This is a genomic window from Acidovorax sp. 106 (assembly GCF_003663825.1).
GTDB lineage: Bacteria > Pseudomonadota > Gammaproteobacteria > Burkholderiales > Burkholderiaceae_C > Acidovorax.
Genome location: NZ_RCCC01000001.1, coordinates 2501110 through 2515809, shown reverse-complemented (window position 1 = coordinate 2515809; position 14700 = coordinate 2501110). Strand labels below are relative to the sequence as shown.

Here is a 14700-nt window from a genome sequence, read left to right as displayed (position 1 = left end):
TGCGCCGCGCTTCGACAGGCTCAGCGTGAACGGGTGGTGGTTATCCACCCTTGTTCAGGCTGTCGAAATCACGCCCCTCAGCCACCAGCTTTTCCAGCAATGGCGAGGGCTTCCAGAACAGTGGGTCTTCCTTGGCAAAGGCCTCGATGTCGGCCAGCACCTTGGGGAGCCCCGTCATGTCGGCCCACTTCATGGGGCCGCCGCGGTGGCGCGGAAAGCCGTAGCCCGCCACAAAGGTCACATCCACATCCAGCGGGCGCAGGGCAATGCCCTCGTGCACCACGTTGGCCCCTTCGTTGACCATGGCGGCCATGTAACGGCGCATGATCTCGTCGGCAGTGAAGCTGCGGGGTGTGACGCCCTTCTTGGCACGCTCAGCATCCACAATGGCCAGTACTTCAGGGTCAGGCTGGCCTACACGGGCGCCGTCGGGGTACAGATAAAAGCCGCGCCCGGTCTTCTGGCCGAACCAGCCGCGCTCGCAGATGTGGTCGGCAATCTCTACGTAGCGGGCCTTGGGGTCGCGCGTGGCGGCGCGGCGCTTGCGCGTGGCCCAGCCAATGTCGCCACCGGCCAGGTCGGTCACCTGGAAGGGGCCCATGGCAAAGCCAAAGCCGCGCACCGCAGCGTCGATCTCGTAGGGGCTGGCGCCGTCTTCCAGCAGGTAGTCGGCCGCCTGCTTGTACACGGCCAGGATGCGGTTACCGATGAAGCCGTCGCACACACCGGCGCGCACGGGCACCTTTTTGAGCTTCTTGGCCAGCTCAAACGCCGTGGCCACCACATCGGGCGCCACTTTGGCGGGCACCACGATCTCCAGCAGCTTCATGATGTTGGCGGGGCTGAAGAAGTGCAGGCCGATCACGTCCTGCGGGCGGCCGGTGGCAGCGGCAATGGCGTCGATGTCGAGGTAGGAAGTGTTCGTAGCCAGCACGGCACCGGGCTTGCACACGCGGTCCAGCTCGCGGAACACGGTCTTCTTGACCTCGATGTCTTCAAACACGGCCTCGATTACCAGATCGACCTGGGCGATGTCGGCGTAGCTGGTGCTGCCGGTGTAGCGCGCCATCACGGCGGCCTTGGCGGCTTCAGTCATGCGGCCTTTGGAGACCAGGGCGTTGTAGACCTTTTCCACATTGGCGCGGCCGCGGGCGAGGGCCTGCGCATCGCGCTCGATCATGGTCACGGGCAGGCCCGCATCCAACGCCGCCACGGCAATGCCCGCGCCCATGGTGCCACCGCCGATGACGGCAATGCTGCCCACAGAGCGCGGCTGCGCGGCCTGGGCCTCGGGCACCTTGACCACTTCGCGCTCGGCAAAAAAGGCGTGGATGAGCCCGGCGCGTTGTGAGCTGTCCAGGCACTCCATGAACAGCGCACGCTCGCGGGCCATGCCTTCGTCAAACGGCAGTTGCAGCGCGGCCTGCACGCATTCGATGATCTTGAGGGGTGAGAACAGACCGCGCGATTTTTTGGCGGTCTCGGTCTTCTGCTCTTCCAGCCAGGTCAGTGCAGCCTTCGGCTCGGCGATGGCCATGTCGCGGGTGCGGCGCACGGGGGCACCAGACGCCAAAAGTTCTTGCACATAGGCCAGGCCTGCGGCCAGCGGGTCGGCACCGTCCACCAGCTTGTCGACCAGCCCGGCCTGCAGCGCGGCCTGCGCTTTGAGGGGTTGGCCGCTGAGCATCATGGCCGTGGCAGCCTGTACACCCATCAGGCGCGGCGCGCGCTGCGTGCCGCCCGAGCCCGGCAGCAGGCCCAAATTCACTTCGGGCAGGCCCAGTGTGGCCGCAGGCAGGGCCAGGCGGTAGTGGGCTGACAAGGCCACTTCCAGCCCACCGCCCAGCGCCGCGCCGTGCAGCACGGCCACCACGGGCTTGTCCAGGTTTTCGATGGCGCGGCAGACCTCGGGCAGGATGGGAGAGACGGGCGGCTTGCCAAATTCACGGATGTCAGCGCCCGCGATGAAGGCCTTGCCGGCGCCCACCAGCAGCACGGCCTTGACGCCGGGCTGCTGCGCGGCGTGGTCCATTGCCGCAACCAAGCCTTGCCGAACGGCTGCGCCCAGGGCGTTGACGGGGGGGTTGTCAATGGTGACGATCTGCACCTCGTCCTGCACCCGCCATTGAACGACGGACGCTGTGGCGTCATGGGCCATGCACTTGTCTCCTTGCCTGTTTTTTGTTGCAGAACAGCCGGGTTGGACGCGCCGCCGAACTGATCTTTGAAGCTGGAAACATTCTTATGGCGACAATGGCTTATGACAATCCCATCATTCATTGACATACTGTCAAATCAATTTATCCAATCAAACCCTTTTACCCTCAGCTGAAGCCCCCATGGACTCCCACGCCCTGAACCTGCTGGTCGAAATCATTGACAGCGGCAACCTGAGCCAGGCGGCCCGCAAGCTCAAGATGACGCGTGCCAATGTGAGCTACCACCTCACCAAGCTGGAAAAAGACGTGGGGGTGCAACTGGTGCAGCGCTCCACCCGGCGGGTGGAGCCCACCGAGATCGGCATGCGGCTGTACCAGCATGGCCGGGCCATCCACAACGAAATCCTGGCGGCGCGCGAAGCGGTGACCTCGCTGGGCCGGGGGCTGCAGGGCCGGGTGGGCATCAGCGTGCCCAGCGGCTACGGGCAGATCGTGATGAGCGACTGGCTGATCGAGTTCAAGCGCCTGTACCCGGGCATCGTGCTGGATGTGCTGTTTGAAAACCGCGCCGACATCCTGCGCGACGAGGTGGACATTGCCGTGCGCGTGGTGCCCGAACCCCCTTTGTCGATGGTGGCCCGCAGCCTGGGCGATGTGCGTTACCTGGCCTGCGCGTCGCGCGAATACGCCCAGCAGCATGGGCTGCCCCGCACGCTGCACGAGCTGCGCAACAGCCCGGTCATCACCGCAGGCGTGACGGGGCGGCACCTGCGCCTGGCCGCCTACCAGGGCACCGAGCGGCACGAGGTGCTGCTGGAGCCCACGATGATTTCAGAGCACTTTCCGTTCTTGCGCCAGGGCATCGTGGCGGGGCTGGGCGTGGGCCTGGTGCCCGACTATGTGGTGCAAGACAAGCTGGACAGCGGCGAGCTGCTCACCACGCTGGACGAGTACCGGCTGAGCATCTTTGGCACCCAGATGTACTTGCTGTACCTGCCCAACCGCCACCAGACGCGGGCCGTGCGCACCTGCATCGATTTCATCCTGGCCAAGACCCGGCCGCCCGAGGCTGGCGATGCACAAGCCAGCGGCATCGAGGTGCCCATGCAGGAAGACACCACTGAAAAACCGGCCCATAAAAAAAGCCCCTCCACCTGAAGCAGAGGGGCTTGACTGGCCCTGCAGCGGCTGCTGCAGCGTCAGAGGTGCCAGATCAAGAGTTCTGTGCAGCCGATGCGTTTTGCAGGGCGGCGATGCGCTCTTCGATCGTGGGTGGGTGCTGAACAGCTTGCCAATGCCACCGGCAAGGCCCATGGCAGCCACGCTCTTGGGCAGCTCGCCAGGGTGCATGCCACCCAGGCGGGCAGGGGCGTTGATCATGGGCTGGCTGCCGGCGCTATGGCGGCTGTTTGGGCGACCAAGCCCCGTGACCCGCCCCGCCCCAACGCACAGCGCGGTTGACAAGTTGCCAAGCCCTGCGCGGCTCCCCACTTCTAGAATCCTGGCACGACCTGCGCGTCTGCAGACGGAGCCCACCACCATGCCCCACTTGTTGTTGAACTGTGAGATCGCTGAACGCCAGAACCCCGGCCTGCACCAAGGCCAGGTGGCGTTTCAGATGGATAGCCCGTCGATCTCGACCCGTGAGCTGATTGCTATCAGCGTGCGGGCCCACCTGGCCTTGCAGCGCATTGCGCGCGCCAGTGCGGCTTCTGCGGCACGGGCAGCACACCCCACACCCACCCTGACACCGGCCTTGATTGATGAGGGCCTGGCGCAGGGGCGCGTGGCCTTGCCCCGGCCACCAGAGCCTGCCAGCGAACCTGAGCTGGCGGTGCACGAGCAGACCGAGATTCAACGGGCCCTTGCCGCGTTCGAGGCGGGTGAGTTCCAGATGGTGGTCGATGGCACGTTGTACCGGTCGCATGCGCAGTTGGATTTGACGGACAGCTCGCACGCCGTTTTTTTGAGATTGCGTCCGCTGGTTGGCGGATGAAAGGAACCCATGAGTGAGAGCAATCAATGGAAGGCGAGTGCCGCGCAGCACGCCAGAGTTCAACGTTTCGAGGCCTGGTTGCTGGGCTATGTGCAAGCGGCCAAGGACGCAGGCCGAAGCCTGGATGACGACGAGCGCGCCATTCGCAAAGGCGATGAGGATTCACCGTTTTGCACAGCACTGCACAAGGAGTTCGGCGACGAGGCCGAACAGCACCTGGCAGATTTCTTCATGTTCCCGGTGCTGCATGAAAGCATCCCCAACATGCGGGCGCGCGCAGACAGTGTGTGGGGCTTCGCGCGCGACATGAGCGATCTGCTGACCGCGGCCGTCAAGAAGTGGGGGCGCGACTACACCGGCCATCTCGCCTTGGAGCGCTTGCGCCATCAATTGAGCCATCCCGCCGACCCCACCGAATGCGCAGCACCGCGCTGGATGGACGCAGAGCGCGAGCGGATTCGCGCGCAGACTCAAGAGCCGTACAGGGACTACCGGCTTGCGGAACTGAAGAAAGCCTTGACCCGCAGCTTCCATCCTTTTCTGGAGCCCGCCCCCGACACGCTGGGCCGACTGCTGTGCGAAATGCAGTCCTCGCGCGCCCAGTTGGATGCCTTGCTGGATTTGATGGAGCGCTCGTGCGACACCTGGGTGGACAAGCAGTTCAAACCGCCACGGCAGGTGGAAGACGGCAAATGCGAGGGCCGTATGCGCACCTCCGAGTTTTTCGGGCTGACCGACTATTCGGAGGAGCTGGCGCAGGCCTACGCGCGCTTTGGCCCGCTGGACTCTGCATGGGTCCAGCGCCTGTTCAATGCGGAGTGGCCGCGCGGTGCACAGGTGATGGACGCTTGTGTGCGGCAGGAGGAAGAAATCTTGAAAGACTTCAAACCCGAGGCGCTGGACTGGGTGTACGCCCACTGCGCCAAACCACTGGCCGAAGCCATCAGCGCACTGGGCCGACTCGCAGACCATTGGGGCGTGGACTATGAGCGTGACGCCGAGCGCAGCCTGAGTGGTATCCGCTTCGTGGTGGCAGGCGCCCGCCTGTTGGCACAGATGCCGTCGCCGCCGCCCATCCTCGGTCTGGTCAAGACGGATTCCGAGCGCCCCGCTGCGATGGCCTTGAAACTGATCTGCAATGTGCGACCCCTGAATGCGGCGGAATCTGCGGACCTGGTGGCCGAGCTGCGCCAGTTCACCCCGGAGGTTCTGCTGCAGTTGCTGCGCCACTGCCGCGCCCAGGCCGACGAGGTGCTAGAAGCCCTGGGCTGGGGCAGCGCCGCGCCGCTGTACCGCTTTATGCGCGAGTGCGAGCGGGCCGATGCGAACGCGTATTTCGATGTGCCGTTGTTGAAGGATCATCTCCAGCGCGCGGGCAAGTCCGGTGAACTGCTTCTGGCATGGCACAAGAAGTACAAGCACTTGAAAGTTACCGTGTACCGCATCGACGCGGTCCAGGGCGTGGTAGACAAGAAGCTGGCGGGCATGCTGAGCAAGCTCTCTCAAGAGCACATTCGCGTCTGGGGCATGGCGCCGATTCGGGATGATGCAGACTTGCGCGAGCGGTTTCAATTTTTCAAAGGCGCGGGCAAGCAGGCATCGAAGATGTATGGCTCGGAGCGCACGGCCAATGTGCGCGATGCCGCCGCCGCAGGGCTGGTGCAGTTGGCGCACAACGCCGGTTTTGCAGACGTGACCGAAATGGAATGGTCACTCGACGCCAGCGCCTCCACCGCCCAGGACTGGACCTGGCAGCAAGATGAGTACGCCGTGGAACTGAGCCTGGTCCGGTTCCAGCCGCAACTGCAGGTTAGCAAGGCTGGCAAGGCCTTGAAGAGCCTGCCGCCTGCGCTGAAGAAAGACCCCGGACTGGCCCCGCTGCTGGCACAGCTCGCCCTGCTCAAGGACCAAGGCAAGCGCTACCGCACCGCCCTGGAAAACCTCATGGTCAGTGGCCGTGCGCTGGCACCGGAGCAACTGAAAGAACTCGCCAACCTGCCCATGGCCCGGCATCTGCTGACCGCGCTGTACCTGCAAACACCGGGCGGCGAACTGGGCCTGCTGGACGACAGCCTGACCCAACTGCGGCTGCTGGACGCGGAGGGCCGCTTGGCCGATGCACCCCTGCCGGTGGAGCAGCCCCTGACCATCGCCCACGTCCATTCGATGCTGGCGACGGGTCGCTTGATTGCTTGCCAGCGGCACGCAGTGCAGTCGTCGCTGGTGCAACCGTTCAAGCAGGCGTTTCGTGAATGCTATGTGCTCACACCCGCCGAGCGCGAGGCGCATGACCTCTCACGCCGCTTCGAGGGGCGCCGCGTCAAGACCTCGGTGCTGGGCGCGATCCTGTCGGCCCGGGGGTGGCGGGTCGATGGCAGCGAAGGCGATTGCACGGCCCGCAAGCGCCTGGCACCCGACCTGGCCGTGGAGCTGTCGCTGCCCGATGTCTACCACTTCCTGACCGAGGAAGAGGCCACGGTGCTGGGCGAGATTGCGTTCACCCGCCAGGGCAAACGCGTGGCCCTGGAAGGGGCTCCGGCCCTCGGTTTTTCTGAGGCCATGCGCGACCTGGATCTGGTGATCACCGCAGGCGCCGCCGACAGCGATGAACATTCTGCCGAGGTGCAGCAAGCCCGGGTGGCGCTGGTGAGCGCCCTGCTCCCGAGCCTGGGTTTGAAGAACGTGAGCATGGAGGGGCACCACGCCATCATCCAGGGCAAGCGCGCGAGTTACCGCTTGCACCTGGGCACGGCGGTGATTCACGTGATCCCGGCCGGATACCTGTGCATCGTGCCGGCGGGCAAGGCCTCGCAAAAATCCGTGGCTTTGCCTTTTGTGGATGACGACCAGCGCACCAGCGAGGTGTTGTCCAAGCTGCTGCTGCTCAGCGCCGACGACAAAATCAAAGACCCGAGCATCCTGGCGCAGATTGAGGGTCGGCAAGCCGAGGCACAGGCCTGAGCATCTGCACGGACCCCGCCCCCTGCCAAGACCGCTGCCGTACGCACAGCCAGGGGACGTTGTCGCCACCAAAGAAAACCGCCACAGGGCGCAAACCCTGTGGCGGTGTTGTGAGGAGAGAGGGCAGCACGCGGGGCGTGCCCCACCCCCTGCCCAGCCTTTGTTTGGCTCTTATTGCTGCTGCGCGTTCTGCAGAGCAGCAATGCGCTCTTCGATCGGTGGGTGGGTGCTGAACAGCTTGCCAATGCCACCGGCAATGCCCATGGCGGCCACGCTCTTGGGCAGCTCACCAGGGTGCATGCCGCCCAGGCGGGCCAGGGCATTGATCATGGGCTGGCGACGGCCCATGAGCTGGGCGGCACCTGCGTCGGCACGGAACTCGCGCTGGCGGCTGAACCAGGCCACGATCATGGCGGCCACAAAGCCCAGCAAGATGTCGAGCACGATGGTGGTGACGTAGTAGCCAATGCCGGGGCCCGAGCTTTCCTCGTCGTTCTTGCGCAGAAAGCTGTCGACCGCATAGCCGATGACACGCGACAAGAACACCACAAACGTGTTCATCACACCCTGGATCAGCGTCATGGTGACCATGTCGCCGTTGGCGATGTGGGCCACCTCGTGGCCGATGACGGCCTCGACTTCCTCGCGCGTCATGCCCTGCAGCAAACCGGTGGACACCGCCACCAGCGCCGAGTTCTTGAAGGCACCCGTGGCAAACGCGTTGGGGTCGCCTTCAAAGATGCCGACTTCGGGCATGCCGATCTTGGCTTCGTCGGCAAACTTGCGCACGGTGTCGACGATCCAGCGCTCATCGGGCGAACCGGTGCCGTCGATCACGCGCACGCCTGAAGACCACTTGGCCACGGGCTTGCTGATCAGCAACGAAATGATGGCGCCACCAAAGCCCATGATGAGCGCAAAGCCCAGCAAGGCGCCCAGGTTCAGGCCATTGGAGGTGAGGTAGCGGTTCACGCCCAGCAGGCTGGCCACCACCCCCAGCACCAGCACAACGGCCAGGTTGGTCAATACAAATAAAAGGATCCGCTTCATGGTTTCTCCGTGGGTGAAACAAGGACACAGGGCATTTAAGTGGGGGATTGCCGCAGTGAATCAAGACCATCGCGCCTGAAACCTGCTGCACGCCCCGCAATGTGCCCCTTTGAATGGCCCGATGTTAGGGCGAAATACGCACGAGGGACGAACCCCCAGGCGGCAACGGGAATTAGGAAGATGCGCTGTCAGCACCCACAGCACCGCCTCGCATCGCCATGACGGAGCGTGCGGGCCGAAACACCTGGGCGTCGTCGTAAAACGATGCGCTCTGGTTGGCCGCCCACCAGCCGGGCACGCCCAACACCGGCAGCGGCGCAAAGGGCTTGGTCGCCCAGGCCTCCGGCTGCAGGGCCAGGGCCAGCCAGGCGTCCAGATTTGCTATGGTTTCAATAGCTGTCGGCGCTGGATAGACGTGCGCTACCATCGGTTTTCTGGGTTGACCCAGCTTCTCCATCAGTGCATGGCCGAACAGCACCATCCGGGCCTGCGCCCACAGCGGGCGCAGGTCGATGAACAGGCGCTGCCAGTCCCGCGCCCGCAGCGCGTCCCACAAGGGCTCAGGTGCCTGCAGCAGGGCGCCGTTTTCATCGAACACCGTGAGCGCATCGCGCAGGGGGCCGCGGACCGCCCCCACGCCCTGGGCGGCAATGGCCTGGGCCTGCAGCTGGTTCATGCGGCGCTTGGCCTGCGGCCAGTGCAGCCACACCAGGCCGTTAAAGAAGTCGTGCAGGTTGTCGCGCGTGGGCACGCACCGGGTGTCCCAGATGTACTGCTCGTAGGCGGTGCCTTCGGGCAGATCCGACTGGGGCACAAAGCGCAAGGGCGACCCAGGGGCGGCAGACAGGGCCTGGTGCACCGGCGCCCCCTGCACCACCTGTGCGGCCAGCGGCTGGCCCACCGCACGCAGGGGTTGCAGCCAGGGGGCGGCCCAGTCAATACGGTCTACACTAGGCGCCACGGCAACGCCTCACCGGCGCGCAAAGGCTTGAGGTTGGCTTCGCCAAACGCAAAGCTGTCGGGCGGCGTCCACGATTCGCGGCGCAGGGTGATGGTGCCGGTATTGCGCGGCAGGTTGTAGAAGTCGGGGCCGTGGAAGCTGGCAAAGCCTTCGAGTTGGCCGAGCGCACCGGCGTTGTCGAACGCCTCGGCATACATCTCCATGGCCGCATGGGCGGTGTAGCAGCCTGCGCAGCCGCTGGCGTGCTCTTTGAGGTGCGCGGGGTGCGGTGCGCTGTCGGTGCCCAAGAAGAACTTGCTGCTGCCGCTGGTGGCGGCATGCACCAGGGCCACGCGGTGCGTTTCGCGCTTGAGCACAGGCAGGCAGTAGTAGTGCGGGCGCACGCCGCCCACAAAGATGGCGTTGCGGTTGTACAGCAAGTGGTGCGCGGTGATGGTGGCGGCGGTGAAGCGATCGGCCTGCATCACGTAGTCGGCCGCGTCTTTGGTGGTGATGTGCTCGAAGACGATTTTCAGCTCGGGGAAGTCGCGGCGCAGCGGGATGAGTTGCTGCTCGATGAACACGGCCTCGCGGTCGAACAGGTCGATGTCGCTGCTGGTCACCTCGCCATGCACCAAGAGCAGCATGCCTGCCTTTTGCATGGCTTCCAGGGTCTTGTAGGTCTTGCGCAGGTCGGTCACGCCCGCGTCGCTGTTGGTGGTGGCACCGGCGGGGTAGAGCTTGCAGGCGACCACGCCAGCGGCCTTGGCCCGGGCGATTTCTTCGGGCGGCAGGTTGTCGGTGAGGTACAGCGTCATCAGCGGCTCGAACTGCACACCGGCGGGCACGGCGGCCAGGATGCGCTGTTTGTAGGCCAGGGCCTGCTCCGCCGTGGTCACGGGCGGGCGCAGGTTGGGCATGATGATGGCGCGGCCGAACTGGGCGGCGGTGTGGGGCACGACGGTGTGCAGGGGTTCGCCGTCGCGCACGTGCAGGTGCCAGTCGTCGGGGCGGGTGATGGTGAGGGTGTCGATGGGGGTGGTGGGTGCTGCAGTCATGGGGTGATATTGTCCCACCAACCCTCACTGCCGCAGGTGCCAGGCACCCCCGCCACCGGGGTGCAGCACCTGGCCACAGCCTGCAATACGCTACAAAATCAATAGCTACCAGCGCTTATTCATCAAGCGCTAGGCAGCCAAACGACTTCAAACCCCGATCACTCGGCCGTGATGCCTGCGCGCTTGACCACGGTGCCAAACTTCACCAGGCGCTCGGCCATCATCTTTTCAAAAGCGGCAGGGGCCATTTCTTCGGGCGGGATGACGCCGCGGTCCTTGAGGTTGGCGATCATGGCGGGCGATGTGGCCACCTGGCGCACGGCCTTGTACAGGGTCTGCACCACGGCCTCGGGCGTGCCCGCAGGGGCGGCCAGGCCGGTCCAGGAGGTGAGGTTCAATTCGGGGTAGCCCACTTCGGCCAAGGTGGGCACATCGGGCAGCTGGGGCAGGCGCTGGTCGGCGGCCACGGCCAGGGCCCGCACTTTGCCGGCCTGGATGTGGGGCAGCATGATGACCAGGTTGTCGAGGATGAACTGCACCTCGTTGGCCAGCACGCCGGTGATGAGCGGTGTGCCGCCCCGGTACGGGATGTGCGTAGTGAACACGCCCGTGGAGACCTTGAGCATTTCCACATTGAGCTGGCCCATGCTGCCCACGCCGCCGCTGCCGTAGTTGAGCTTGCCGGGGTTCTTCTTGGCGTAGTCGATGAACTCCTTGAAGGTCTTGAACGGCAAGCTGCTGTGCACCACCAGGGCGTTGGGCTGACGGCCCAAGATGGCGATGTTTTCAAAGTCCTTGACAGCGTCGTAGCCCACCTTGGGCTGTGTGAGCGGGTTGGCCAAGTGGCTGCTTTGGGACGAGACCACCAGCGTGTAGCCATCGGGCTTGGCCCGCGCCACATACAGCGCACCGACCGAGCCGCCCGCGCCAGCGCGGTTTTCGACAATGACGGGCACGCCCAAAGCGCGCGACAGTGGCTCGGAATACTGGCGCGCCATGATGTCTACCGACCCGCCTGGCGGGAACGGCACCACCAGCGTGATGGGGCGCGAGGGGAATTTGTCTTGTGCCAGGGCAGGCAGCGCGGCAAGGCCTGCAAGGCCCAGCCCGGTGGAGAGAAGACTGCGGCGGGAAGGTGTGTTCATGGCCATCGGTAAGCTCAAAAATCAGGAGAAAGTTTCAACAAGGCAAGGCAGATCAAGGATGGTCCAGCACGGCCAGCGCCACGGCCTGCGCACGCGGCACAAAGGTGTTCAGCTCGCAATATTCGCGCTCGGTGTGCGCGTGGCCGCCCACGGGGCCCGTGGCGCACAGTGTGGGCACGCCCACCGAGGCGGTGAGGCCGCTGTCGGCCGCGCCGCCCGTGAATTCGCCCTGCACGTCAAAGCCCACAGCGCGGGCGCCTTGTTGGTACAGCGCCAGCAGGTCGTCGGGCGTGGGCTTCATGGGCATGGTGCGGCGGGACAGGGTGATGCGGCCCTGCGTGCGGGGCACAGATTCTTCTTCGACGATGGCGCGCACGCGCTCCAGCAAGGCATCGGGGTCGGTGTCGGAGGTGAAGCGCAGGTCCACCTCGGCCTTGGCGTGGGGCGCCACCATGTTGGGCACGATGCCGCCGTGCACCACGCCAACGTTGCACGTGACGCCAGTGGCAGGGTCGGTCAGCGCATGCAAAGCCAGCGTCTTGCGGGCCAGCGCGTCGATGGCGCTGGCACCTGCGGCATGGTTGATGCCCGCATGCGCGGCCACGCCCTGCACCTCAAACTCCACCACCATCGAGCCTTTGCGGCTGGACACCACATTGCCGCTGACGCGGCCGGGCTCGGCATTGAACACCGCACGGGCACCGCGCGCGCGGGCAGTGATGAGGTCGCGCGTGGCCGGCGAGCCAATCTCTTCATCGCACGAGAAGAACAGGTGCAGCGGTGCCTGCAGGCCGCCGCAGCGCGCAAACGCCTCGGCCACAAACACGTTGAGCACCAAGCCCGACTTCATATCGGCCACGCCAGGGCCGTAGGCCCGGCCCGCTTCTTCGCGGTAGGGGCGCTTGGCCACGGTGCCTGCGGGGTACACCGTGTCCATGTGCCCCATGAGGATGATGGGCGCGCCCTGCCCGGCTGCATTCACCTGCGCATGCAGCAGCACGCCGTAGCCAGGCACGGGCTCGAACTGCACCGGCACGCCCGCAGCCTGCAAGCGCTCGGCCAGGGCATGGGCCACGGCGGTCACGCCCGCCTCGTCGCGGCTGCCGCTGTCGATGTTGACCACCTTGTGCAACAAGTCTTGCATCGCCTGCTGCTGGCTGGCCAGCCAGTCCAGCACCTGGGTGCGCACGGTGGGGTTCATGGTCGTAGCGGTGTCTTGCATGGTTTCCTTGCGTCGATGGGAGGGCGCCCCGCCAGCGGGGTCAAAATCTGCGGATAAGTGTTGCACGCGCCGCCTCGGTTTGCAATACTTTTTTCATTAACACAACCCAATGAAATTTACATTGCAACCCTCCACCGCTTTGCTGACCGAACGCCTTGCGCGCCAAAGCGCCACACTCACCAGCAGCGAACGCGCCCTGGCCGAGGGGCTGGAGCGTGACTACCCGCATGCGTTGCTGGAATCGGCCACGGCCTTGGCCGCGCGGCACGGCACCAGTGCATCCACCGTGGTGCGGCTCTTTGCCAAACTGGGCTACGCCAGCTATGCCGAGGCACAGCGCGAGGCGCGTGGCGAAGTCACCGCCCTGCTGCAAACGGCTGGGCAGCGCGCACCCGTCACCATCGGCACCGAGCGCAGCCTGCAGCAGTGCGTGGACGACGCCTTGCTGCACGACCAGCACAACCTGAACGCGACACGCGACGGGCTGGACATGGCGGCCTTTGAGGCCATCACCACCCGCCTGGCCGAGGGCACTGGCCGGGTGTACGTGCTGGCGCAGATCAACAGCGCACCCGTGGCCGCCTGGCTGGCCCTGCACCTGAACATGTGCCGCCCCGGCGTGCAGGAGCTGGGCGCCGGGGCCATCGACACCACCGACCAGTTGCTGTGGGTGCAGCCCGAGGATGTGCTGCTGGCCTTCAGCATCCGCCGCTACGCCAGTGGCCCAGTGAAGGTGGCGCAGCGGTTTCTGGATGCCGGCGCGCAGGTGTTCAGCATCACCGACAGCAGTGCCGCGCCCTTGGCCGCCCTGGCCCACCAGCGCGTGCTGGTGCGCACATCCAACGCGTCGCCGTTTGACTCCTACACCGCCGCTTTCTTTCTGTGCAACGCGCTGGTGTCGGCCGTGGCCCAGTTGCGGCATGCAGCGGTGCCCGAAACCCTGAAGCGCCGCGATGACCTTTGGAAAGATATGGAGTCGCAGCTCATCGTGGACAGCAACACCCCTGCGGGACGGCGGGGCAAACGCTAGCCGGTCGAGCGGGTGCCGAGGAAGCGCCGTGCAACCCACACGCCCCAAAGCGTTTTTGTCTTCTGGAGAACGGCTGCGCAGTCACTGCGTTGCATGCACTGCCCCCTTTCTGGACGCCCGCTGCGTCTGCAGCACTTTGCGTCAGGGCTCTTCACTGGGCCGGCCCGCTGCACGCAAGCTACGGCAAAAAGTGTGGCACCCACCCACCCCCTCGCTCTTGTGGGCGGCGGAGTCCAAGGGGGGGGATACCAGCACCACCGCCAGTTGGGGCGTGAGCTGCAACAGATAGGCATCCGCACTGCTGGTGCCGGCCTGCATGCCCACAGCAGGCTGGGCCTTGGTGCGGTGCCACGCAGCGCGCATGAGCACTTCGCCATGCCGGGCCTGCCGACCGAAGAAAGGCACTTTCGAGGAGGGCGCCGCCTGAGCATGTGCATTGGGCAGGCGCCAGGCGCCTCGCTCAAAGTTGAAGGGGTCCAGAGGCAAGCGGTCTGCATCCACCCGCGTGCGGGCCACCTGCACGGTGGGCCAATCGTGCCCGGCACTGATGTCCCAGTCACACAATGGGTAGGGAGGACTTCCTCCTTCTGCCTCATCCTTGCACTCCAGCGACTTCGGCGCAGCCTGTGCAGGCACTATGTCAAACGCACACACGCGCACCCCTTGCCGCGAAACTGACCGGACAGGTCGGGTGATGCGGTACTGAGAGGGCAGATCAAAAGCCACGCCGCACGCCCGCACAGAAACGGACCCCTCCGCAACACCACCGAGGCGCCCCTCTGTATCTGACGGGGCACGCGGCGAAGGCGACCAGGGGGTGACGGTTTCGGCGTCCAAATCCACCAAGTAGTGCCCCAACCGCCGAGCCTCTCCCACGGACTTTGCAGGCTCCAGGTACTGCAGCGCAAACACCCAGCCATCAGCCGTTTCATGCGGCGACTGGCAGCCATAGCGCCCCGTGGTGAGCCCCTCGCCCGCCAGTTGCGCGGCCTGGGCCACGGTTTGCAGCAACGCGCAAGCTTGACGCTGAGAAGACTGTGGAGTGGCCGATGCCAGCAAGGGCTGGTACCACAGCACGGCGACACCAAGGAGCCCTGCCGCTTGCACCAGGCGGACGTTACGGAGCAAGCACTTCGCTC

11 protein-coding genes and 1 pseudogene are annotated in these 14700 nt (G+C 65.4%); 4 read left to right on the top strand and 8 right to left on the bottom strand.

Annotation, left to right across the window (positions count from 1 at the left end):
* Positions 1–40: 40 nt before the first annotated feature.
* On the bottom strand, positions 41–2158 hold the full coding sequence (locus C8C98_RS11255; protein WP_121454343.1) for a 3-hydroxyacyl-CoA dehydrogenase NAD-binding domain-containing protein: 2118 nt from the start codon (positions 2156–2158) through the stop codon (positions 41–43).
* Between the two features lie 181 nt (positions 2159–2339).
* On the opposite strand from C8C98_RS11255, the gene C8C98_RS11250 reads away from it, so the two are divergent.
* Positions 2340–3317 carry a LysR family transcriptional regulator gene (locus C8C98_RS11250; protein WP_121454342.1) on the top strand — a complete coding sequence of 326 codons (978 nt, stop codon included), beginning with the start codon at positions 2340–2342 and terminating at the stop codon, positions 3315–3317.
* 55 nt (positions 3318–3372) lie between these two features.
* On the opposite strand, the pseudogene C8C98_RS22180 reads toward C8C98_RS11250, so the two are convergent.
* Positions 3373–3545, bottom strand: a pseudogene (locus C8C98_RS22180) (zinc metalloprotease HtpX); the annotation flags it as partial.
* Between the two features lie 154 nt (positions 3546–3699).
* Between C8C98_RS22180 and C8C98_RS11245 the strand changes: the two are divergent.
* A complete protein-coding gene (locus C8C98_RS11245) occupies positions 3700–4155 on the top strand; it encodes a hypothetical protein (RefSeq protein ID WP_121454341.1) in 456 nt (151 codons plus the stop codon).
* A 9-nt stretch (positions 4156–4164) separates the two neighbouring features.
* The gene (locus C8C98_RS11240) at positions 4165–7116 is read left to right on the top strand and encodes a DUF4132 domain-containing protein (RefSeq protein WP_121454340.1); all 2952 of its coding nucleotides are present in this window, start codon (positions 4165–4167) and stop codon (positions 7114–7116) included.
* Positions 7117–7287: 171 nt separating this feature from the next.
* Here C8C98_RS11240 and htpX read toward each other — a convergent pair whose 3' ends face one another.
* The 5 genes from htpX to C8C98_RS11215 all read right to left on the bottom strand — a co-directional run bounded on the left by htpX (position 7288) and on the right by C8C98_RS11215 (position 12531).
* Positions 7288–8166 carry a protease HtpX gene (gene htpX / locus C8C98_RS11235; RefSeq protein WP_121454339.1) on the bottom strand — a complete coding sequence of 293 codons (879 nt, stop codon included), beginning with the start codon at positions 8164–8166 and terminating at the stop codon, positions 7288–7290.
* Between the two features lie 172 nt (positions 8167–8338).
* Positions 8339–9127: a DUF3025 domain-containing protein gene (locus tag C8C98_RS11230; RefSeq protein ID WP_233574519.1), complete on the bottom strand. Its 789-nt coding sequence runs from the start codon at positions 9125–9127 to the stop codon at positions 8339–8341.
* Entirely contained in the window at positions 9112–10164 is a 1053-nt protein-coding gene (gene pyrC, locus C8C98_RS11225; RefSeq protein ID WP_121454338.1) for a dihydroorotase, read from the bottom strand. Before pyrC ends, C8C98_RS11230 begins: the two co-directional genes overlap by 16 nt.
* A gap of 158 nt (positions 10165–10322) precedes the next feature.
* Entirely contained in the window at positions 10323–11315 is a 993-nt protein-coding gene (locus C8C98_RS11220) for a tripartite tricarboxylate transporter substrate binding protein (RefSeq protein ID WP_121454337.1), read from the bottom strand.
* A 46-nt stretch (positions 11316–11361) separates the two neighbouring features.
* The gene (locus C8C98_RS11215) at positions 11362–12531 is read right to left on the bottom strand and encodes a M20 family metallopeptidase (protein WP_121454336.1); all 1170 of its coding nucleotides are present in this window, start codon (positions 12529–12531) and stop codon (positions 11362–11364) included.
* A 109-nt stretch (positions 12532–12640) separates the two neighbouring features.
* On the opposite strand from C8C98_RS11215, the gene C8C98_RS11210 reads away from it, so the two are divergent.
* A complete protein-coding gene (locus tag C8C98_RS11210) occupies positions 12641–13561 on the top strand; it encodes a MurR/RpiR family transcriptional regulator (RefSeq protein ID WP_121454335.1) in 921 nt (306 codons plus the stop codon).
* 141 nt (positions 13562–13702) lie between these two features.
* Here the strand turns inward: C8C98_RS11210 and C8C98_RS11205 are convergent, their stop codons facing one another.
* Positions 13703–14689 (bottom strand): hypothetical protein, encoded by a 987-nt coding sequence (locus C8C98_RS11205; protein WP_147436360.1) that lies wholly within the window; start codon positions 14687–14689, stop codon positions 13703–13705.
* Positions 14690–14700 lie beyond the last annotated feature (11 nt).

Excerpts from the sequence above, each read along its gene's own strand:
- C8C98_RS11255 (WP_121454343.1), bottom strand. The coding sequence starts at position 2,158 with ATGGCCCATGACGCCACAGCGTCCGTCGTTCAATGGCGGGTGCAGGAC.
- C8C98_RS11250 (WP_121454342.1), top strand. The coding sequence starts at position 2,340 with ATGGACTCCCACGCCCTGAACCTGCTGGTCGAAATCATTGACAGCGGC.
- C8C98_RS11245 (WP_121454341.1), top strand. The coding sequence starts at position 3,700 with ATGCCCCACTTGTTGTTGAACTGTGAGATCGCTGAACGCCAGAACCCC.
- C8C98_RS11240 (WP_121454340.1), top strand. The coding sequence starts at position 4,165 with ATGAGTGAGAGCAATCAATGGAAGGCGAGTGCCGCGCAGCACGCCAGA.
- htpX (WP_121454339.1), bottom strand. The coding sequence starts at position 8,166 with ATGAAGCGGATCCTTTTATTTGTATTGACCAACCTGGCCGTTGTGCTG.
- pyrC (WP_121454338.1), bottom strand. The coding sequence starts at position 10,164 with ATGACTGCAGCACCCACCACCCCCATCGACACCCTCACCATCACCCGC.
- C8C98_RS11220 (WP_121454337.1), bottom strand. The coding sequence starts at position 11,315 with ATGGCCATGAACACACCTTCCCGCCGCAGTCTTCTCTCCACCGGGCTG.
- C8C98_RS11215 (WP_121454336.1), bottom strand. The coding sequence starts at position 12,531 with ATGCAAGACACCGCTACGACCATGAACCCCACCGTGCGCACCCAGGTG.
- C8C98_RS11210 (WP_121454335.1), top strand. The coding sequence starts at position 12,641 with ATGAAATTTACATTGCAACCCTCCACCGCTTTGCTGACCGAACGCCTT.